This window comes from Streptomyces sp. NPDC000345 (genome assembly GCF_042898825.1).
GTDB lineage: Bacteria > Actinomycetota > Actinomycetes > Streptomycetales > Streptomycetaceae > Streptomyces.
This window is the reverse complement of sequence record NZ_JBIAZE010000004.1, coordinates 144,335-158,588: the sequence shown is the minus strand read 5'-3', so window position 1 is coordinate 158,588 and position 14,254 is coordinate 144,335. Positions and strand designations below refer to the sequence as shown.

11 protein-coding genes are annotated in these 14,254 nt (G+C 71.7%); 6 read left to right on the top strand and 5 right to left on the bottom strand.

Annotation, left to right across the window (positions count from 1 at the left end; all coding sequences use genetic code 11):
* Positions 1–18: 18 nt before the first annotated feature.
* The 3 genes from ACFY30_RS11040 to ACFY30_RS11030 all read right to left on the bottom strand — a co-directional run bounded on the left by ACFY30_RS11040 (position 19) and on the right by ACFY30_RS11030 (position 3,943).
* Positions 19–1,365, bottom strand: a complete 1,347-nt coding sequence (locus ACFY30_RS11040; RefSeq protein WP_390844894.1) for a cation:dicarboxylate symporter family transporter — start codon at positions 1,363–1,365, stop codon at positions 19–21.
* A 181-nt stretch (positions 1,366–1,546) separates the two neighbouring features.
* On the bottom strand, positions 1,547–3,139 hold the full coding sequence (locus ACFY30_RS11035; protein WP_390844893.1) for a peptide-N4-asparagine amidase: 1,593 nt from the start codon (positions 3,137–3,139) through the stop codon (positions 1,547–1,549).
* 57 nt (positions 3,140–3,196) lie between these two features.
* Positions 3,197–3,943 carry a L,D-transpeptidase family protein gene (locus ACFY30_RS11030; RefSeq protein ID WP_390844892.1) on the bottom strand — a complete coding sequence of 249 codons (747 nt, stop codon included), beginning with the start codon at positions 3,941–3,943 and terminating at the stop codon, positions 3,197–3,199.
* A 224-nt stretch (positions 3,944–4,167) separates the two neighbouring features.
* Between ACFY30_RS11030 and ACFY30_RS11025 the strand changes: the two genes are divergently transcribed.
* The 4 genes from ACFY30_RS11025 (at position 4,168) to ACFY30_RS11010 (ending at position 8,849) form a co-directional block, all read left to right on the top strand.
* A complete protein-coding gene (locus tag ACFY30_RS11025; RefSeq protein WP_390844891.1) occupies positions 4,168–5,979 on the top strand; it encodes an ABC transporter transmembrane domain-containing protein in 1,812 nt (603 codons plus the stop codon).
* A complete protein-coding gene (locus tag ACFY30_RS11020; protein WP_390844890.1) occupies positions 5,976–7,757 on the top strand; it encodes an ABC transporter ATP-binding protein in 1,782 nt (593 codons plus the stop codon). Before ACFY30_RS11025 ends, ACFY30_RS11020 begins: the two co-directional genes overlap by 4 nt.
* A 315-nt stretch (positions 7,758–8,072) precedes the next feature.
* Positions 8,073–8,543 carry a DUF5709 domain-containing protein gene (locus tag ACFY30_RS11015; protein WP_390844889.1) on the top strand — a complete coding sequence of 157 codons (471 nt, stop codon included), beginning with the start codon at positions 8,073–8,075 and terminating at the stop codon, positions 8,541–8,543.
* Positions 8,544–8,594: 51 nt separating this feature from the next.
* Entirely contained in the window at positions 8,595–8,849 is a 255-nt protein-coding gene (locus ACFY30_RS11010; protein WP_390844888.1) for a type B 50S ribosomal protein L31, read from the top strand.
* A 26-nt stretch (positions 8,850–8,875) separates the two neighbouring features.
* On the opposite strand, the gene ACFY30_RS11005 is transcribed toward ACFY30_RS11010, so the two are convergent.
* A complete protein-coding gene (locus tag ACFY30_RS11005; RefSeq protein ID WP_390844887.1) occupies positions 8,876–9,670 on the bottom strand; it encodes a metal-dependent hydrolase in 795 nt (264 codons plus the stop codon).
* 145 nt (positions 9,671–9,815) lie between these two features.
* Here ACFY30_RS11005 and ACFY30_RS11000 point away from each other — a divergent pair, with 145 nt between their 5' ends.
* Both ACFY30_RS11000 and ACFY30_RS10995 read left to right on the top strand, forming a co-directional pair.
* On the top strand, positions 9,816–12,329 hold the full coding sequence (locus ACFY30_RS11000; RefSeq protein WP_390844886.1) for a DEAD/DEAH box helicase: 2,514 nt from the start codon (positions 9,816–9,818) through the stop codon (positions 12,327–12,329).
* Positions 12,330–12,360: 31 nt separating this feature from the next.
* On the top strand, positions 12,361–13,227 hold the full coding sequence (locus tag ACFY30_RS10995) for an acyl-CoA thioesterase (RefSeq protein WP_390844885.1): 867 nt from the start codon (positions 12,361–12,363) through the stop codon (positions 13,225–13,227).
* 10 nt (positions 13,228–13,237) lie between these two features.
* Here ACFY30_RS10995 and ACFY30_RS10990 read toward each other — a convergent pair whose 3' ends face one another.
* Complete coding sequence (locus tag ACFY30_RS10990; RefSeq protein ID WP_390844884.1) at positions 13,238–14,161, bottom strand: DUF6397 family protein; 924 nt, start codon at positions 14,159–14,161, stop codon at positions 13,238–13,240.
* Between the last annotated feature and the right edge of the window lie 93 nt (positions 14,162–14,254).

Sequence of the window (14,254 nt, the reverse complement as noted above, 5' to 3'; positions counted from 1 at the left end):
GCGTCGGGACGGACCGGCCTACTGGGCGACGGGTGCCGTCGCCTCCGGCACCGAGGCCTCCTCCCCCTCGGCGACGGCCTCGCCGTCCAGCGTCTTCCTCGCGCGGTCCAGGTCCAGCGCGCCCTCCCAGCGGGAGACCGCGAACACCGCGACGCAGTTGCCGAGAAGGTTGGTGACGACGCGCATCGAGTCCATGATGCGGTCCACGCCGAGCAGCAGGGCGACGGCGCCGGCCGGGATGGCGCCGAGCGAGGACGCGGTCGCGGACAGGGCGAGGAAGGCGGACCCGGGGATGCCCGCCATGCCCTTGCTGGTCAGCATCAGCACCAGGACCACGGTGATCTGCTGACCCAGGCTCAGGTCAACGCCGACCGCCTGGGCGATGAACAGCGTGCCGATGGACAGGTACAGCGAGGCACCGTCGAGGTTGAAGGAGTACCCGGTGGGCAGCACCAGGCCCACGGCGTCGTCGCGGGCGCCCGCCCTGCGCAGCTTCTGCATCACCCGCGGCATGACCGACTCGGTGGAGGCGGTGCCGAGCGCGAGCAGCATCTCCTCACGGATGTAGCGCAGGAACTTCCAGAGACTGAGCCCGGTCACCACGCGCAGGGCCACGGCGAGAAGCGCGACGAAGAACGCCGCGGCCGCGTAGCACAGGACGATCAGCTTGCCGTAGATCTCGATGACGCCGAGCCCGTAGTTGCCGATGAGGACGGCCATCGCGCCGAACACCGCGAGGGGGGCGAGACGCATGACGAAGCCGACGACCGCGAAGATGATCTCCTGTGCCTGTTCGATCGCGGGCAGGACCTGCGGCACCCTGGTGTGCCCGAGGTGCAGCAGCGCGGCACCCACCAGACAGGCCAGGACGAGCACCTGGAGCAGGGAGTTCTCGGCGAAGGCGCCGATGAAACTGGTGGGCAGCGCGTTCAGGACGAACTCGGTCGTCGAGGGCAGCGAGCCGCCGCCCGTCCTGGCGTCGACCGCCGAGGCGTCCAGCGTGGACGGGTCGACGTCCATCCCCGAACCGGGCTGGACGACGTTGGCGGCGAGGAGCCCGATGAGCAGGGCGAGCGTGCTGGCGACCTCGAACCAGATCAGGGCCTTGAGCCCGATCCGGCCGAAGGCCCCCAGGTCTCCCGCCTTGGCGATCCCGACGACCACCACGCAGAACACGAGCGGCGAGATGATCGTCTTGATGAGCCGGGTGAAACCGTCACCGAGCGGCTGGAGGTCCGTGGCCACGTCGGGCCACAGGTTTCCGACGGCGATTCCGAGCACGAGCGCGCAGGCGACCTGCGCGAAGAGTGAGGTACGCAGTATGCGTGCGACGCGTCGCGGCAGGGACGGGACGGACGGCGGCACGGGCACTCCTGGTGGGGGGACGACGGAACGCGGAAGGCCTGAGGGGACGGAACTGGACTTCTGCGATGCGGAAAGCGATTTCCGTGGCGATCACTTTGAAGGTGTCGTTGATCGCGCACAAGACCTGCGCGTTTCCGTCGCGTAAATCCCGCCACGCGTGACGCGTCGCACGCGTGGCGGCTCAACAGTCGGCGTGATCCTCGGTCAGCACCCCCTGAACCGTGGTCAGTCGGCGGTCGTGACAGCCGCCCGAACCGCGCAGCCGGTAGCGCTCGCTCGTCGTACCGACCGCGTGACGCTGGTCGCGGGGCACGCCCACGGTGTACGTGGCGTCACCCGTGTAGGTGTCGTCGAGCCGCGACCACGCCACACGCCGGCCGTTCCGGGTCGTCAGGGCGTCGGCCCGGTCGCCGAGCGTCAGTACCGTCCGCAGTCGGTCGTCGGCGCCGAGGGTGGTCGCGCCGTTCATCGTGTAGGTGCGGTGCGTCCGGGTGGTGACGGCCCGTCCGCGGAGGTCGACCGTGATCTTCTCGTCGTCCGTCCAGGTGGCGTCCAGGCCGTCCACGGTCTCGCCGTCGGTCCAGCGGTGCACGGAGGTGTGGGCGAGGCTGCGGGTGACGGTGGTGGTCACGCGGCCGCGGGAGGTGTCGAGGTACCCGGCGACGGTCAGCCGGTGCCCGCCCTCGGTGTCGAGGCGGTGTTCCGCGCCGGGCGTGTGGACGGTGGCGTCGAGGAGGTCGCCCGCCTCGCTCCCCAGCAGCTTTCCGGGTACGACGGCCCTGCCGGCGTCCCGCCAGACCAGCACGTTGACCGGAGTGCTCCAGCCGCTCCGCCCCTCCGGCACACCGACGACGGACACCTCGACGTGGTGCGGGCGCCCGTCGTTGAGGATTCCGGCGAAGGGCGTCAGGTCGTATTCGATCGGCTTGACGTCGAAGGCGCGGGGGCCCGGGATCACGTACCAGAGGAAGGGGTTGGACCAGCCGCCGGTCCACACGGCCGGGAAGGGGGTGGCGATGCCGGCCAGCCGTCCGTCGACCCTGACCTGCACCTCACGGTACGGGCCGTCCTCCGCCCGGCAGGAGTAGGGCGCCTCCTCGGGCACCGTCAGATACCAGTACTCCTCGCACCCTCCTCCGGATCCGGTGGCGTACACCTCGGCGACGACGCGTTCGCTGTTGCGGGGGGTGGTGAGGGTCGCGCCGTCGGTCAGGGTGAGGACGCGGTCGGGCGCCGCGGCCGGCTTCCCGGCGTAGAACGTCAGCGTGACCTTCACGTCGATGACTCCGGTGTACGTGTCGTCGACGACGTTCCCGATCAGCATCTCGACGTCCCGGCTGCCGCGGAAGGTGTCGCTGTACCGGGTGACGTCCTTCTCCACGGACCACCCGATGCCGTCGGGTGAAGGTTCCGGCGTCGACGTACGGAAGATCTCGACCCCGCCGACGCGCACGAAACCGAGCCGGTCGAACTGACGTCCCTTCACCTTGCCGTCGAGGCGCAGAACGACCTTGCTCCAGCGGTCGTCACAGCCCTTCGGCGGGGTGTAGGTGCCCCTGTACGGGGTGAAGTCCCGGAACTGCGCCTCGGCGAGCGTGACGTGACAGGACCCGCCGGAAGGCCGGTCCACCGGCGGCGCCGCCGTCACCGGGTCGTGCCAGTCTGCGCCGAACTCGGCGGGGATGTCTGCCGATCGCGCCGGAGCCGCGCCCGGGAAGGTGCTCACCAGAAGGGCCACCCCGGTGAGCATGGACATGATTAACCGTCTCTTCATGGGCGGTGTTCTACGGGGAGTCGGCCGCTCCCCGCAATGACACCTCCCCCACCGGCGCTACGCCTTCAGCGCGGCCCTGTCCCCCATCACCACCACCGGATACCGATCCGGGTCGAGCGTGCGCAGCAGGTACTCCATGGCGTCCTTGGACAGGCTGACGCAGGCGGACGTGCCGTCACCGTGGTCCAGGTGCAGCCAGATCCCGCCACCCTTCTCCTCGCCCAGGGGCTTCGTCGGATCGTCGGGCGGGGTGCCCGCGACGCGGTTGTAGTCGATGGCGATGACGTAGTCGAAGTCGTGCCAGTGCGAGCGGTCCCACCAGCGCGGCGCCGCGTAGTCCTCCGACTGGGTGTACGGCAGCCTCGTCCCGGGGTCGTCCAGGACGCCGCCCGCGGCGGTGAGCGTGAACACGCCGACGGGACTGCGGTTGTCCCCGAGACGGTGGTCCGCGGTCCAGCCCTTCTTGCCGTTGTGCGCGGGCCAGCCGCGGACACGCTCCCAGACCCGGCCCCGCCTGGTGTACAGCACGGCGGTGGCCTCCGCGGAGTCCTCTCCCTCGCCGTACACCGCGAGCACCTGACGGGACGCGGCGGGAATGCGCCCGTGCATCCGGTCCCCCAGGTCCGGGATCCGGGTCGGCTCGGGCGCGGGCGTACTCGGCGCCGCACGACCGCCCCCGGCACCCACCTGCGCCCTGCCACCGCCCTGACCCGTGCCGGCGCTGCCGCAAGCGGACAGTGCCGCGAGGAGGAGAACTCCGGCCACCTTCACGGCCCCTTGGGACCACCTACCGCCATGTCGCATCCGCCCATGCTCGCATCACTTTCCGGGCATTCACGTCAGATTCCGGACATCCCCATCGTGTCGGCGAGCAGCCGGATCGATGCGCCCGCCGCGGAAAACCAGTTGATTCCGACCACGCTGTGACGCGAACCTTTCACGGTTTGTTGCCGCCCCTCGCGGGCCCTTCCCGTACGTTCACCCGCCTCTCTCCCCCCTCACCCCCTGACACGAGCCACTGGGACGTCATGCAGATCCAAGACCTTCCGTATCCCGACCCGGGTGTGCCGGACGCGCGCTCGGGACCTCGCTTCCTGTGGTGGCTCGGCCGCAACCAACTGGGCGGCCAGCTGAAATCCCTGGCCTGGGGGCTGCTGCACTTCGTCGCCGTCTCCGCACAGCCGTTCTGCGTGGGCCTCGCCATCGAGGCGGTGGTCGACCGTTCCGGGACCCGGCTCGCCCTCACCGGCGGACTGATGGCCCTGTGCGGTGCGGCCACCGCACTCGGGGACACCTTCCTGCACCGGGCCGCCGTCACCAACTGGATCACCGCCGCCGCGCGCGTCCAGCAACTGCTCGCCCGCCAGGCCTCGCACCTCGGATCGGCGCTGACCCGGCGGGTGGCGGCCGGCGAGGTCGTGGCCGTCTCCACCGGTGACGTCGAGAAGATCGGCTGGTTCGTGGAAGCCGTCTCCCGCTTCACCGCCGCGGCGCTGACGGTCGTGCTGGTCTGCGTGGGCCTGGTCGTCTACCAGCCGGCCCTCGGCATCGTGGTCGCCCTGGGACTGCCCGTCCTCGCGCTCGCGGTGCTGCCGCTGCTGCCCCACGCGACGCGCCGGGCCGACTTCCAGCGCGAGAAGGCGGGGCGCGCCACCGAACTGGCCTCGGACACCGTGGCAGGCCTGCGCGTACTGCGCGGCATCGGCGGCGAGGAACTCTTCCTCGACCGCTACCGCCGCGCCTCCCAGGAGGTCCGGCACGCGGCCGTGCGCAGCGCCCGCATGTGGTCCCTCATCACCGCCCTCCAGGTGCTGCTGCCGGGCCTGCTGCTGATCGCGGTCGTCTGCTACGGCGTCCATCTGGTCCGCGAGGGCCGGGTCTCCGTCGGTGAACTGGTCACGGTCTACAGCTCCGTGATGGTCCTGACGTATCCCCTCAGGCACTTCGAGGAGATCGCGATGGCCTACTCCTTCTCGCGGCCCTCGGCCACACGCGCGGCACGAGTGCTGTCGCTGGAACGGGTCACGGACGCCGGCGGATCGCGCGCGGCGGACCTTCCCTCCGGCGACCTGTACGACCCGTCGACCGGACTGCTCGCCCCGGCCGCCCGGCTCACCGCGGTGGTGTGCGGCGACCCGGACGCGGCCGGGCGGCTCGCCGAACGGCTGGGCGGCCATCCGCCGGAGGACGGTCCGTCGGTGCTGCTCGGCGGCGTCCCGCTGGACGAACTCCCGCTGGACACCGCGCGTACGGCCGTCCTCGTGCAGGACAAGGACCCCGTACTGCTGTCCGGTTCACTGCGCGAACTGCTCGACGTGCCCGCGTCGGGCGCCGTGGACGCACGTGCCGCTCTGGCCGCCGCCCAGTGCGAGGACGTCCTGGAGGCCCTCGTGCAGGGCTCCCTGGACGCCGACGACCCGATGGACGCCCGCATCACCGAACGCGGCCGCTCCCTGTCCGGCGGCCAGCGGCAGCGGCTCGCCCTGGCCCGGTCGCTGCTCACCGACCCGGAGGTCCTCGTCCTGGACGAGCCCACCTCCGCCGTGGACTCGCACACCGAGGCACGGATCGCCGAGGGGCTGCGGGAACTGCGGTCCGGACGCACGACGGTGGTGTTCACCTCGTCCCCGCTGCTGCTCGACCGGGCGGACCGGGTGGTGCTCGTGCACGAGGGCACGGTCGCCGCGGCCGGTGAGCACCGGGAACTGCTGCTCGGCGAGCCCCGGTACCGGGCCGTGGTCACCCGCGAGACCGACGAGGAGACGGCTCTGGGCGACGCGCTGACCCGGCTCGGCGAGAACAAGCTGAACGAACTGGAAGAGATCGAGGAGACCGCATGATCGGCGTGCCGCCACCGGAGTACGACCCGGCGGCACCGACGACGGCGAACACGCTGCCCGTCGGCGCCCCCGCGACCGTACGCGCCTACGTGGCCGAACTGCTGCGCCGGCATCGCCGAGCCTTCCTGGTCCTGCTGCTCGTCAACACCGTCGCCACGGTCGCCTCGATGGTGGGTCCGTGGCTCCTGGGCGATCTGGTGGAACGGCTGTCCGACGGGACGCGCGAGCTCCATCTGGGGTTCACCGCCACGCTGTTCGTGCTCGCTCTGGTCGTCCAGGCCGCCTTCGTCCATCAGGTGCGGCTGCGCGGCGCCATGCTCGGCGAGCGCATGCTGGCCGATCTGCGCGAGGACTTCCTCGTCCGGTCGGTCCGGCTGCCGCCCGGCGTGCTGGAGCGGGCCGGTACGGGAGACCTGCTGTCCCGCATCACCACCGACATCGACCGGCTGGCCAACGCGATGCGCGAGGCCGTGCCCCAGCTGACCATCGGCGTGATGTGGGCCGGGCTGCTGCTCGGCGGCCTCGTCGTCATGGCACCGCCCCTCGCACCGGCCGTGCTGGTCGCGGTGCCGCTGCTGCTGGCCGGCTGCCGCTGGTACTTCAAGCGGGCGCCGTCCGGCTACCGCTCGGAGGCCGCCGGGTACGCCGCGGTGGCCGCCGCGCTGGCCGAGACCGTGGACGCCGGGCGCACCGTCGAGGCCCACCGCCTCGGCGAGCGCCGCGTCGAACTGTCGAAGCTGCGAATCCGGCAGTGGACCGCCTGGGAGCGCTACACCCTGTGGCTGAGGTCGGTGCTGTTCCCGGTCATCAACCTGGTGCACGTCACGGTGCTCGGATCGGTCCTGATGCTCGGCGGCGTGTTGGTCCTGCGGGGCTGGATCGGCGTCGGCCAGCTGACCGCCGGGGCGCTGCTGGCCCAGATGCTCGTCGACCCGGTGAACCTCATCCTGCGCTGGTACGACGAGCTGCAGGTCGCGCAGGTGTCGCTCGCCCGTCTCGTAGGGGTGCGGGACATCGAGCCGGACGCCGGGGAGAGCGGGCTGGCGCCGGACGGGCGGGACGTGCTCGCTGAGCGGGTCCACTTCGGCTACCGCGAGGGCGTCGACGTGCTGCGCAAGGTGTCCCTGGAGGTCGCCCCGGGAACCCGGCTGGCCCTGGTCGGACCCTCGGGCGCGGGCAAATCCACCCTGGGCCGCCTCCTCGCCGGCATCTACGCGCCGCGCGACGGCCGGATCACCCTCGGGGGCGCCGAGCTGTCCCGGATGACGGCCGAGCGGGTCCGCTCCCACGTGGCGCTCGTCAACCAGGAGCACCACGTCTTCGTCGGCTCCCTGCGGGACAATCTGCGGCTCGCCCGGACCGGGGCCGAGGACGCCGAGCTGTGGGCGGCCCTGGGCGCGGTCGACGCGGACGCCTGGGCCCGCGCGCTGGACGACGGCCTGGACACCGAGGTCGGCTCGGGCGGGGTCGCGCTCACTCCGGCGCAGGCCCAGCAGATCGCGCTGGCCCGGCTGGTGCTGGCCGATCCGCACACCCTGGTCCTGGACGAGGCGACCTCGCTGCTCGACCCGCGTGCCGCCCGGCACCTGGAGCGGTCCCTCGCCCGGGTCCTGGACGGCCGCACCGTCGTCGCCATCGCCCACCGCCTGCACACCGCCCATGACGCCGATGTCATCGCCGTCGTCGAGAACGGCCGCATCAGCGAGCTGGGCAGCCACACGGAGCTGGTCGCGGCGGACGGGGCGTACGCGGCGCTGTGGCGGTCCTGGCACGGGTGAGGGGGTCCCGTCGGCGGTAGCGTCGGCGGGCGGGGCCGGGAAGCGCGTCGGTGGGACCCGCCGACGCGCGGTGGGGCTGCGGGTCGTCGCAGGTGCACCGCCCGGCCCGCCGGCCCCGGCGCCCCGCTCCCGGCTCCACCTCCGCTCTGGCGTTGCGCGGTGCCGAAGCGGGATGGAACGCTGGATACCGGCACCCGCGCGGGGCACGGCCGCCCGGATCCGTCCGCGGCACGCCGGGCCCGGCCGGTGCCCCGTACGGCGGTGCCGCACCGCCGATCGCGGTGAGAACGGGCCCGTCACCCCCTGGAGGTACCCGTGAACAGCGCCGACGGATGGGGGGACGACGTCTACCAGCCCGACGCCTCCGACATCCAGGAGGACACGGGACTGCTCGACGCGGAGGACACGCTCGTGGACGACGGCGTCGCGGATCCCCTCGACCGCGGCTGGTCCCCTCCGGAGCGGCCCTGGGCCGTGGAACACTCCGGGGTGACGGCCGCGGAGCGTCGGCAGGGCGAGACCCTGGACCAACGGCTCGCGGAGGAGATGCCCGACCTCGCCGCCCCCGACGGGGACGGCCTCGGCGACTGCGACGGCACCGACGGGGAACTCCTCGACAACGAGGTCGGCGCGGCCCGGTCGGGCCGGCTCGTGGCACCGGACGAGGGGACCCACGAGGACGAGGAGAGCGCCCTGGTGGCCACCGATGTCGGCATCGACGGGGCGGCCGCTTCCGCGGAGGAGGCCGCGATGCACATCGTCGACGAGGACACCCTGTCCGGCTGACCGGCGGGCACCTGTTCCGTCGCCCCCACCGCTCGACGACGAGGAGCCCTCATGCGGCAGGACGAGCACCCCGACTACCGCCCGGTCGTCTTCCGCGACCGCGCCGCCGGATACGCCTTCCTCACCCGGTCCACCGCGACCAGCGACCAAACGATCGAGTGGGACGACGGCGAGACGTACCCCGTGGTGGAGGTGGAGATCTCCTCGGAGAGCCACCCCTTCTACACCGGCAAGGCCCGCACGGTGGACACGGAGGGCCGCATCGCCCGCTTCGAGCGCCGCTACGGCGAGGGCGGAAGCGCCTGAGCGCTCGCCCCCGCGCGCGGCCCGCGTCAGATGACGTTCAGCGCCGCCGCCGCGCCCACTCCCCCGAGCACCATGAACACCGGCATCAGCACCTTCAGCTCGACCCAGCTGCCGGCCCGGAACCGCATCACCTTGGGCGGACCCACCGGATACCAGCGCTTGCGCCCGATCGGGATGGGCCACAGCACCGGGCAGCCGGAGACGGTCAGCGCGTCCCCGATGTCGTGCACCAGGGCGCCGAGCAGGATCGGCAGCCCGAGCCACAGGTACTCCTGACCGGGTTCCGTGAACAGCCAGCCCGCGCCGTTGCCGGGCTTGTCCAGCACTCCGGCGAGGATCCACGCGCTGGTCGCGGCCAGCAGCCACACCAGCACATCGCTGCTGGAGCCCCGCGCCGCCCGCCACAGCAGGCCCTCGATCGCCAGCACCATGTGCACGAAGAGGATCGCCAGCACCGCCCAGCGGCCACCGGCGATCGCCAGCGCCGAGGCGCCCGCGCCGATCATGACGGCCCACAGCCAGGTGTGGGTGAGCGTGCGGTGCCCGCCGGAGCGGCGCGGGTCGCCCTGCTTCCTGGTGCCCTTGTAGACGGCGTAGGAGAGCTTGTCGACGACCTCGCACAGCCAGCGCGAGAGGGGACCGAAGGCGCGGGAGATCGTGGCGGCCTTGTGGTCGAGGTCCGGTGCGAGCGCCGCACCGGCGCAGATCAGCGCACCGCACAGGAGCACCGGCCAGGGCATGGTGTGGCCGGCCGCCGCGGCCGCCGCACCGACGCCGAGCCAGGCGGCGGCTCCCGACAGTGAGTGTGCTGGTCCCATCATGGCCGTTGCCCGCCCTGTTCCTTGTGTGCCGCTGTCCAGTTGACCGGGTGCGATGACGCTCCGTCGGCGACACAGCGTAGCGGCCGTGATCTTCGGGCCGGCAGCCGATTCCCCCATCGGGCGCGCGGGCAGGCAAGATGGGGGCGTGACCCTCATCGATCAGTTGCCACCGACCGCAGATCCCGACGCCCTGTACGAAGCCTTCGAGTCCTGGGCCGAGGAGCGCGGTCTGACGCTCTACCCCCACCAGGAGGAGGCGCTGATCGAGGTGGTCTCCGGGGCGAACGTGATCGTGTCGACGCCGACCGGCTCCGGCAAGAGCATGATCGCGGCGGCCGCGCACTTCGCGGCCCTCGCGCGGGACGAGGTCACCTTCTACACCGCCCCGATCAAGGCGCTGGTGTCGGAGAAGTTCTTCGAGCTGTGCAAGATCTTCGGCACGGAGAACGTGGGCATGCTGACCGGTGACGCGTCCGTCAACTCCGACGCCCCGGTCATCTGCTGCACCGCCGAGGTGCTCGCCTCGATCGCGCTGCGCGACGGCAAGCACGCGGACGTCGGCCAGGTCGTCATGGACGAGTTCCACTTCTACGCCGAGGGTGACCGCGGCTGGGCCTGGCAGATCCCCATCCTGGAGCTGCCGCAGGCGCAGTTCGTCCTCATGTCGGCGACGCTCGGCGACGTCTCCTTCTTCGAGAAGGACCTCACCCGGCGCACCGGCCGCCCCACCGCGGTGGTCCGCTCGGCGACCCGGCCCGTGCCGCTGTCCTACGAGTACCGCTACACCCCGATGACGGAGACGCTCACCGACCTGCTGGAGACGAAGCAGGCGCCCGTCTACATCGTGCACTTCACGCAGGCGCAGGCGGTGGAGCGGGCGCAGGCGCTGATGAGCATCAACATGTGCTCGCGTGAGGAGAAGGAGCAGATCGCCGAGCTGATCGGCAACTTCCGCTTCACCACCAAGTTCGGCCGCAACCTCTCCCGGTACGTACGGCACGGCATCGGTGTCCACCACGCCGGCATGCTGCCCAAGTACCGGCGTCTGGTGGAGAAGCTCGCCCAGGCCGGACTGCTGAAGGTGATCTGCGGTACGGACACGCTCGGCGTCGGTGTCAACGTGCCCATCCGCACCGTGCTGTTCACGGCGCTGACGAAGTACGACGGCAGCCGGGTGCGCACGCTTCGGGCGCGTGAGTTCCACCAGATCGCGGGCCGGGCCGGGCGGGCCGGGTTCGACACGGCCGGTTTCGTGGTCGCGCAGGCGCCCGAGCACGTCATCGAGAACGAGAAGGCGCTCGCCAAGGCGGGCGACGACCCGAAGAAGCGCCGCAAGGTGGTGCGCAAGAAGGCGCCGGAGGGCTTCGTCGGCTGGACGGAGAACACCTTCGAGAAGCTGATCGAGTCGGAGCCGGAGCCGCTGACGTCCCGGTTCCGGGTGACGCACACGATGCTGTTGTCGGTGATCGCCCGGCCCGGCAACGCCTTCGAGGCGATGCGCCATCTGCTGGAGGACAACCACGAGCCGCGCCGGCAGCAGCTGCGGCACATCCGGCGCGCGATCGCGATCTACCGCTCGCTGCTGGACGGCGGGATCGTCGAGAAGCTGGACGAGCCGGACGCCACCGGCCGGATCGTCCGCCTCACCGTGGACCTGCAGCAGGACTTCGCGCTGAACCAGCCGCTGTCCACGTTCGCGCTGGCCGCGTTCGAACTCCTCGACCCCGAGTCGCCGTCGTACGCGCTGGACATGGTCTCCGTCGTCGAGTCCACGCTGGACGACCCGCGGCAGATCCTGGCCGCCCAGCAGAACAAGGCGCGCGGCGAGGCCGTGGCCGCGATGAAGGCGGACGGTGTCGAGTACGAGGAGCGCATGGAGCGGCTCCAGGACATCACGTACCCGAAGCCCCTGGAGGAGTTGCTCTTCCACGCCTACAACACGTACCGCAAGAGCCATCCGTGGGTGGGCGACCACCCCTTGTCGCCGAAGTCCGTCATCCGTGACATGTACGAGCGGGCGATGTCCTTCACGGAGCTGGTGTCGCACTACGAGCTGGCCCGTACCGAGGGCATCGTGCTGCGCTACCTGGCCAGCGCCTACAAGGCTCTCGACCACACCGTCCCCGACGACCTCAAGTCGGAGGACCTGCAGGATCTGATCGAGTGGCTGGGCGAGATGGTGCGCCAGGTGGACTCCAGCCTGCTGGACGAGTGGGAGCAGCTCGCCAACCCCGAGGAGATGACCGCCGAGGAGGCCCAGGAGAAGGCCGACGAGGTCAAGCCGGTCACCGCCAACGCGAGGGCCTTCCGGGTCCTGGTCCGCAACGCGATGTTCCGGCGGGTCGAGCTGGCGGCTCTCGACCAGGTCGAGGAGCTGGGCGAACTGGACGCCGAGTCCGGCTGGGACGCCGACGCGTGGGGCGAGGCGATGGACAAGTACTGGGACGAGTACGACGACCTCGGCACGGGTCCGGACGCGCGCGGACCCAAACTGCTGGTGCTCCAGGAGGAGCCGCAGAACGGTCTGTGGCGGGTCCGCCAGATCTTCGACGACCCCAACGACGACCACGACTGGGGCATCAGCGCGGAGATCGACCTCACGGCCTCCGACGCGGAGGGACGGGCGGTCGTCCGCGTCACGGACGTGGGCCAACTGTGACGACAGCGCGAGGCACAGGAGAAGCGCACCGATGACGAACCCCGCCGACAGGCTCGTCGACCTGCTCGACCTGGAGCAGATCGAGGTCAACATCTTCCGGGGCCGCAGTCCGCAGGAGTCCCTGCAGCGGGTCTTCGGTGGCCAGGTGGCCGGCCAGGCACTGGTCGCGGCCGGCCGGACCACCGAGGGCGACCGGCCCGTGCACTCGCTGCACGCGTACTTCCTGCGCCCTGGGCGGCCGGGCGTGCCGATCGTGTACCAGGTCGAACGGGTGCGGGACGGGCGGTCGTTCACGACCCGCCGGGTCACCGCCGTGCAGCAGGGCCGCACGATCTTCAATCTCACCGCCTCCTTTCACAAGCCTGAGGAAGGTCCCTTCGAGCACCAGCTGCCGCCGGCCCGCGAGGTCCCGGACCCGGAGTCGCTGCCGACGGTGACGGAGGAGGTCCGGGCGCATCTCGGGGCACTGCCGGAGCAGTTGGAGCGGATGGCGCGCCGTCAGCCCTTCGACATCCGGTACGCGGACCGGCTGCGCTGGAGCGCGGAGGACGTCAAGGGCGCCGAGCCGCGCAGCGCGGTGTGGATGCGCGCGGTCGGGCCGCTGGGCGACGATCCGCTCGTGCACACCTGCGCGCTGACGTACGCCAGTGACATGACCCTCCTGGACGCCGTCCGGCTGCCGGTGGAACCCCTGTGGGGTCCGCGGAACTTCGACATGGCGTCGCTGGACCACGCGATGTGGTTCCACCGGCCGTTCCGCGCGGACGAGTGGTTCCTGTACGACCAGGAGTCACCGATCGCGACCGGTGGACGCGGGCTGGCCCGCGGGCGGATCTACGACCTCCAGGGGCGTCTGCTGGTGTCGGTCGTCCAGGAAGGCCTGTTCCGCGCGCTGTAGGGCGCGTGTGTCAGGAGCTTCTGCGGCACAGCCGGCCCAGCAGGCCGCGCGGCGAGCGCCGGGGCCGCTCCGGCGTCCGCGGTTCCGGCGCCGGAGGCGGGGACGGGGACGGGTGCGGAACCGGCCGTACAGCGAGGGCGGAGGGGACCGGCGGAGCCGGGGTGGGGCGTGGCGCGGGCTCCTGCGCGCGGGCCTCGGCCAGGGTGCGAACCAGGTCGGACCTCAGCCATCCGCTCTCGTCGGGGTCGTCCGCCGTCATGAGCTTCTCGACGAGGTGCCCGGCCGGGGTCCCCGGTGCGCCCTGGGCCGGCGGTGGGGGCCGGAACCTGTTCAGGTGGGAGCGCTCGTAGGGATCCTCGACGAGTTCCGCGACGTGCAGGGGGTCGAGGAACCCGGACAGGGCTCCGGCCCGTTGCCAGGGCCCGTCGGCGAGCCGGAGCAGGAAGCCCAGGTGGCGGCCCCGCCAGTTCCGGGCCCGCAGGTCCAGGCCCGCGGCCATGTGCGCGCGCATCCGCTCGGGTGTCCGGCCGGTGAGCCAAGGTGCGTTGTTCTCGTCGGCCGCGAACTGCTCCACTTCCGCGGCCAGGTACAGCCAGACGACGGCCCGATAGCGGTTGAGGTAGAACTTGACCGGTACGAGCAGGCCCAGTCGCGCGAGCCGGGTGAACCGGGAGGCCGGGACGTTCATGAGGGCGGCGGCCTCGCCCGTGCCCACGACCCGGACGTCCTCGCGCACCTCACCGGCCGAACCGAGCAGCCGGTCGATCTCCGTGCGGGGCACCCGGCGGCCCCCTCCGCCTTCGTCGGGGACGGTCCTGATGCGCCCCAGATGCACGGCGAGGTCGAACTCGCTGCGCTTCAGGCCCAGTTCCCGGGCGGCGCGGCCCGCGGAGCACGACGGGGCTCGCTGTGGTGCGACGGTGTTTCCGGACATGATCGGTCTCCCCCGTGGAGTGAAGTGGGATCAGGCGGCCCGCGATCGTCCGCGGTGGCCTCGGAAAAAACCGTAGCCGGAATCGCGGATCCC

Coding starts and splice junctions, on each gene's coding strand:
- ACFY30_RS11035 (WP_390844893.1), bottom strand. CDS start 3,139: ATGAAGAGACGGTTAATCATGTCCATGCTCACCGGGGTGGCCCTTCTG.
- ACFY30_RS11030 (WP_390844892.1), bottom strand. CDS start 3,943: ATGCGACATGGCGGTAGGTGGTCCCAAGGGGCCGTGAAGGTGGCCGGA.
- ACFY30_RS11025 (WP_390844891.1), top strand. CDS start 4,168: ATGCAGATCCAAGACCTTCCGTATCCCGACCCGGGTGTGCCGGACGCG.
- ACFY30_RS11020 (WP_390844890.1), top strand. CDS start 5,976: ATGATCGGCGTGCCGCCACCGGAGTACGACCCGGCGGCACCGACGACG.
- ACFY30_RS11010 (WP_390844888.1), top strand. CDS start 8,595: ATGCGGCAGGACGAGCACCCCGACTACCGCCCGGTCGTCTTCCGCGAC.
- ACFY30_RS11005 (WP_390844887.1), bottom strand. CDS start 9,670: ATGATGGGACCAGCACACTCACTGTCGGGAGCCGCCGCCTGGCTCGGC.
- ACFY30_RS10995 (WP_390844885.1), top strand. CDS start 12,361: ATGACGAACCCCGCCGACAGGCTCGTCGACCTGCTCGACCTGGAGCAG.
- ACFY30_RS10990 (WP_390844884.1), bottom strand. CDS start 14,161: ATGTCCGGAAACACCGTCGCACCACAGCGAGCCCCGTCGTGCTCCGCG.